This is a genomic window from uncultured Campylobacter sp., from assembly GCF_937997465.1.
Taxonomy (GTDB): domain Bacteria; phylum Campylobacterota; class Campylobacteria; order Campylobacterales; family Campylobacteraceae; genus Campylobacter_A.
This window is the reverse complement of record NZ_CALKTQ010000183.1, coordinates 1-5021: the sequence shown is the minus strand read 5'-3', so window position 1 is coordinate 5021 and position 5021 is coordinate 1. Positions and strand designations below refer to the sequence as shown.

5 protein-coding genes and 1 pseudogene are annotated in these 5021 nt (G+C 48.5%); 3 read left to right on the top strand and 3 right to left on the bottom strand.

Going from position 1 to position 5021, the window contains the following annotated elements:
- The 3 genes from Q0546_RS05970 to thiC all read right to left on the bottom strand — a co-directional run.
- Positions 1-124, bottom strand: a 124-nt coding sequence (locus Q0546_RS05970) for an ACT domain-containing protein (protein ID WP_298791411.1), incomplete at its 3' end; no start/stop codon positions are given.
- 77 nt (positions 125-201) lie between these two features.
- A complete protein-coding gene (locus Q0546_RS05965) occupies positions 202-1302 on the bottom strand; it encodes an Mrp/NBP35 family ATP-binding protein (protein WP_298791410.1) in 1101 nt (366 codons plus the stop codon).
- Positions 1292-2626, bottom strand: coding sequence for a phosphomethylpyrimidine synthase ThiC (thiC, locus tag Q0546_RS05960; protein WP_298791409.1), 1335 nt, complete (start codon positions 2624-2626; stop codon positions 1292-1294). Before thiC ends, Q0546_RS05965 begins: the two co-directional genes overlap by 11 nt.
- A 99-nt stretch (positions 2627-2725) precedes the next feature.
- Here thiC and Q0546_RS05955 point away from each other — a divergent pair, with 99 nt between their 5' ends.
- The 3 genes and pseudogenes from Q0546_RS05955 to Q0546_RS05945 form a co-directional block, all read left to right on the top strand.
- A complete protein-coding gene (locus tag Q0546_RS05955) occupies positions 2726-3856 on the top strand; it encodes a bifunctional 2-C-methyl-D-erythritol 4-phosphate cytidylyltransferase/2-C-methyl-D-erythritol 2,4-cyclodiphosphate synthase (protein ID WP_298791408.1) in 1131 nt (376 codons plus the stop codon).
- Between the two features lie 18 nt (positions 3857-3874).
- On the top strand, positions 3875-4801 hold the full coding sequence (locus Q0546_RS05950) for a response regulator (protein WP_298057120.1): 927 nt from the start codon (positions 3875-3877) through the stop codon (positions 4799-4801).
- A pseudogene (locus tag Q0546_RS05945) lies at positions 4779-5021 on the top strand (sulfate adenylyltransferase); the annotation flags it as partial. The gene Q0546_RS05950 and the pseudogene Q0546_RS05945, both read left to right, overlap by 23 nt.

Here is a 5021-nt window from a genome sequence, read left to right as displayed (position 1 = left end):
AAAACTCGTTTAAAACCGTCTGGCTGATGTCGTCTATGTTTAGCCCAAGCTGCGCTAGCTTAGCCGAAACGCCCGCCACAATGCCAACCTTGTCCTTACCGATCACCGTTACGATCGCTTTCATCGTCGTTCTCCTAAATTTGTAAATTTGCGAGAGTTAAAGCCCAAATTTGATCAAATTCGGGCTTTAGGTTTTAAATTTTACTTCGAGCAAGCGCTCTTGCCGTCCATCACGGGCTGGATAGACGAGTTGTCCGCGCCGCCCTCGTTGTTGATATTTTCAATTATCTCCCACAGCCTAGCCGCCGCTTTTTCGTAGCGTTTAGCCGTGACTGAGTTTGGCTCATAAAAGCTCACCGGCTTGCCGCTATCTCCGCCGACTCTAACGGCAGGCTCGATAGGTATCTCGGCTAGCACTTCGGTACTGTAGGCTTTTGCTACTTCCTCGGTCGTGCCTTTGCCGAATATATCATACTCCTTGCCGCTTTCAGGGCAGATAAATCCGCTCATATTTTCTATCACGCCTGCGATCGGTATGTGAAGCTTTTCAAACATATCTAGCGCGCGCTTGCTATCATCAAGCGCCACTACTTGCGGAGTCGTGACGCACACGCCGGCCGTCACAGGCACGCTTTGAGCTAAAGTTAGCTGCGCGTCGCCCGTTCCGGGAGGCATATCGAGAAACAGCACGTCTAGCTCGCTCCAAAATACGTCTTTTAGTAGCTGCTCGATAGCTTTCATTATCATCGAGCCGCGCCAGATAAGGCTCATGCCTTCTTCCATTAGCACGCCCATACTCATCATCTCGACGCCGTGAGTTAAGATCGGTTTTAGCTTGTTGCCGACGACTTGCGGCTGCGTGCCTACTTCGCCGAGCATTCTTGGGATGTTTGGACCGTAGATATCGGCGTCTAGGATGCCTACTTTTTTGCCTAGCTTTGCCATCGAGATAGCTAAATTTAACGTCGTAGTGCTCTTGCCCACGCCGCCTTTGCCCGAGCTTACCATTACGAAATTTTTGATCTGCGGAGCGATGTTTTTACCGCTTTGGCTGTTGCTTTTTTCCTCGGGGATTTTTGGTTGTATGATGTTTATGACGCACTCGTTTGAGCCCATCACGCGCTTTATGTCGGTTCGCAGCTCGTTTGCTACGTCTGGATTTGAGCTTACGATCTCGACCTCGATTAAAATTTTCTCGCCGATTTCGACGTTTTTTACGAATCCAAAGCTCACGATATCTTTCTCAAAGCCCGGATATATCACGCCTTTTAGCCTATTTAAGACATCCTCTTTACTTAACATTTTTCTCCTTCATTAGATTTTTTGAAATTTTATACGCGCAAAATTTAGGCCCGCACATCGAGCAAAATTCCGCCTTTTTAAACGACTCTTGCGGCAAGCTCTCGTCATGTAGATCGCGTGCTCTTTCGGGATCCAGGCTTAGCTCAAACTGCCTATTCCAGTCAAAAGCGTATCTAGCGTCACTCATCGCGTGATCGCGCTCTATGGCTCCAGCCTTGCCTAGCGCGACGTCGGCTGCGTGAGCGGCGATTTTATGCGCTACGATGCCATCTCTGACATCGTTTGCGTTGGGCAAACCAAGGTGCTCTTTAGGCGTCACGTAGCACAGCATCGAGGCTCCGTAAAAGGCCGCCATCGTCCCACCGATAGCCGAAGTGATATGATCATACCCCGCACCGATGTCCGTAGGTAGCGGCCCTAGCACGTAAAATGGCGCGCCGTGGCACAGCTCGCGTTCGATTTTCATATTATACTCTATTTGGTTTAAAGGAATATGACCCGGTCCTTCGATCATCACCTGCACGTTTTTCTCCCATGCGCGTAGCGCGAGCTCGCCTAAAACCCGCAGCTCGCTAAGCTGAGCCTCATCAGTCGCGTCGTATAAGCAGCCGGGGCGCAAGCCGTCGCCAAGGGAGAGCGCGACGTCGTGAGCGGCGCAAATTTCTAAAATATCATCAAAGGCCTCATAAAATGGGTTTTCCTTATGATGATGCATCATCCAGCTAGCAGTTAGGCTACCGCCGCGACTAACGATACCCATCTTTCGCTTTGCGACTAGCGGCATAAATTTAAGCAAAAAGCCCGCGTGTATAGTAAAGTAGCTAACGCCCTGGCGCGCCTGTTTTTCGAGCGTTTTTAGGATGTCCGCCGCCTTCAAATTTTCGACCTCTTTTATATCGTGGATGATCTGATACATCGGCACGGTGCCTATGGGGACGGTCGAGTTTGCGATTATCGCGCTTCTAATGGCATCTAGATCGCCGCCAGTGCTTAGATCCATGACCGTATCGGCGCCGTATTTTAGGCAAATTTGCAGCTTTTCAAGCTCGGCGCAGATATCGCTGCTTAGGCTTGAGTTGCCGATATTTGCGTTGATTTTGGTTTTTGCCTCTCTGCCGATCGCCATCGGGAGCAAATTTTCGTGATGGATGTTGGCAGGGATTATCATTTTGCCCGCGGCGACTTCGCTTCTAACGAGCTGGGGATCTAGCATTTCAGCCTGCGCTACGTAGTTCATCTCGGGCGTTATGACGCCTTTTTTAGCGTAGTACATCTGCGTCGGAGTTTTGTCGGCGGAGTCAAATTTGACCCGAAATTCTTTCATGTTTCGCTCCTTAAAATTTTGGTTCTAATCTTACTCAAAAAAGATAAAAACAAGCTTTTGGGATGTATAATATCGTAACACTTCGCCAAAGGAGAAATTTTGCTAGACGTTACGCTGATAATGCTCGGAGCCGGAAGCTCCAGTCGTTTTGAAATGCCCGTTAAAAAGCAGTGGTTGCGCGTCGGAAGCGATCCGTTATGGCTCTTTGCGGCTAAAAATTTAAGCTCGCACTACGCTTTTAAAGAGATAATCATCGCCTCAAACGAGGAAAAATATATGAGCAAATTTGCCCCAACGTATCGCTTCGTAAAAGGTGGCGCGACCCGTCAAGATAGCCTAAAAAACGCTCTTAAGCTCGTTCAAAGCGAATTTGTTTTGGTTAGCGACATCGCTCGTCCGATGATTAGCGCCGAGCTTTTCTCGCGCATCATAGGCGGCATCCAAAACGCCGACTGCGTTGTACCTGCGCTAAAAGTGCCAGATACCGTTTATCTGGGCTCCCAGGCCGTCGATAGAGAGCAGATCAAGCTCATCCAGACTCCGCAGCTCTCGCGCACGGCGATGCTAAAAAGCGCGCTTGAATCAGGTCAAATTTACACCGACGATAGCTCGGCGATAGCGGCTGCGGGCGGTAAAATTTGGTACGTGCAAGGCGATGAAAACGCTAGAAAAATCACATTTAAAGACGACCTTTCTAAAATTTGCGGCCTTGGTGCGCCGTCAAGCGAAATTTACGTGGGCAACGGTTTTGACGTGCATGCCTTTGAAGAAGATAAAAAAGAGGGAAGTTTCGTAACAATCGGCGGCGAGAAAATCCCTTTCGAGCGAAATTTAAAGGCTCACTCCGACGGCGACGTAGCTATCCACGCGCTCATAGACGCGGTGCTAGGAGCGGCCGGGCTGGGCGATATAGGCGAACATTTCCCAGATACCGACGATAAATTTAAGGGTGCGGACTCTGCTATGTTACTAAAAGAAGCATATAGGCTCGTTCAAAGCGTCGGTTTTGAGCTTATTAACGCCGATGTCACCGTCATAGCTGAGAGGCCAAAGCTTAGTAAATTTAAATCAGCGATGGAAATAAACATCGCAAATGCGTTAAATTTAACCCCGAGCCGCATAAACGTAAAGGCCACGACGACCGAAAAGCTGGGCTTTACGGGGCGGGGCGAGGGCATAGCCGCCACGGCGTCGGCGAGTCTAAAAATTTACGACTGGACGCAAAAATAAAACGACGAAAGTAAAAAAATGAGAGTTTTGATAATAGAAAACGAAATCTACCTAGCCCAAAGCATCGCCTCAAAGCTAGAAAATCTAGGCTATGAGTGCGAGATCGCAAGGAGCGCGACGGAGGCGATGAAAAGCGAGCCTGGGCAGAGGGCAAAGGAGGGCGGCAAGGACGTGCACTTTGACGTGGTGTTGCTCTCTAGCGCGTTTGCGGGCGACGAGACGCTAAAAATCATACAAAAATTTAAAGACTCCGTCGTCATCCTGCTCATCACCTATATCAGCAACGACACCGTCTCGATCCCGCTAAAAGCTGGTGCGAGCGACTACATACAAAAGCCGTTTATGATCGAGGAGCTGGTACGAAAGATCAAGCATTTTGAGGAGTTTAGGCGGCTGCAGACATTTATAAAGACCTATCAGGACTACTTAAACTATCATTTTAAGGCGGTTTCGGCGCTAAATTTCGACTTTAAGCGCATAAAGCTGCCGCTTCTTATAAAGTGCAATAAAATGATAAACGCCGATAACTTTGTTTTTGAGTACGCAAAGGCGCTAAATTTGAGCTTCAAATACGTCCCGCTAGAACCCGGAATCGACGTGGAGGCAATAGCTGCGGCAAATCCGCGCACGCTTTTGTACTTTTCAAATTTTCAAATTTTACGCCAAGAGGCCAAAAATCAGATCGTATCTCTCGCCGCCAAACGCAAGATCATCGCAAGCTCGACCAATCCGAACGAAGAGACGCCGATGGAGACGCTAAACATCACAAGCGATGAGAAAAATTTTCAAATCGACGAAATTTTGACGATCGACGACTACATCAAGCACATCATCGTAAACTATCAGGACAAATACCCCGACACCGAGCTTAGCAAAAAGCTAGGCATCTCGCGCAAATCGCTTTGGGAAAAGAGGAAAAAATATGACGTCGTCAAGAAAAAATAACGCCGTTTGGATAAACGACGAGGCTTTTGGCGCGCTTGATCTCATAGAAAATCAAATTTTTAGCAAATTTAACCGTCTGATGAACGAAAAAGAGGCGAACGAGATCTACGAGACGGGCTTTTTGGCCGGCGAGCCGATGCCATATACTTTCGTCTTTGCGCCGCACGGCAAGCGCAATCAAGAAACTATAAAAAACGCCTCAAAGGGCGATCATATCGAG